Origin of the sequence: Corynebacterium sp. UMB6689, from assembly GCF_030215295.1 — a bacterium.
Classification (GTDB): domain Bacteria; phylum Actinomycetota; class Actinomycetes; order Mycobacteriales; family Mycobacteriaceae; genus Corynebacterium; species Corynebacterium aurimucosum.
In genome coordinates this window covers 1-263 of the sequence record NZ_JASOLS010000190.1, presented here as the reverse complement: position 1 = coordinate 263, position 263 = coordinate 1, and the positions used below count along the sequence as shown (strand labels likewise).

Here is a 263-nt window from a genome sequence, read left to right as displayed (position 1 = left end):
CTTAACGTTTTTTATCATCGCCTCAGTATAGGAATGTGATATAATATCCTTTTTTTCAAGCAAACTTGCGCTCTTGTTAATCGCATCTTCCCAATTATCAGCATTTATATTTACTTGAATTAACGATTCTGTAACTATTTCCTTTAACATAGGCTGCCTCCGTTTTAAATTGTTTCGATGCTTAGGTAATAATAAGTACAATAAACTATTGATAAATTTTTCCTTATCTTTAACCTCTATATAGTCTTTAGTTGCCTTTAAAA

Annotated in this window: 1 protein-coding gene; it reads right to left on the bottom strand. The window is 29.7% G+C overall.

Annotated features, from left to right (window positions below; all coding sequences use genetic code 11):
• On the bottom strand, positions 1-263 hold a 263-nt coding region (locus QP363_RS13170; protein ID WP_284764816.1), incomplete at both ends, for a PTS sugar transporter subunit IIA.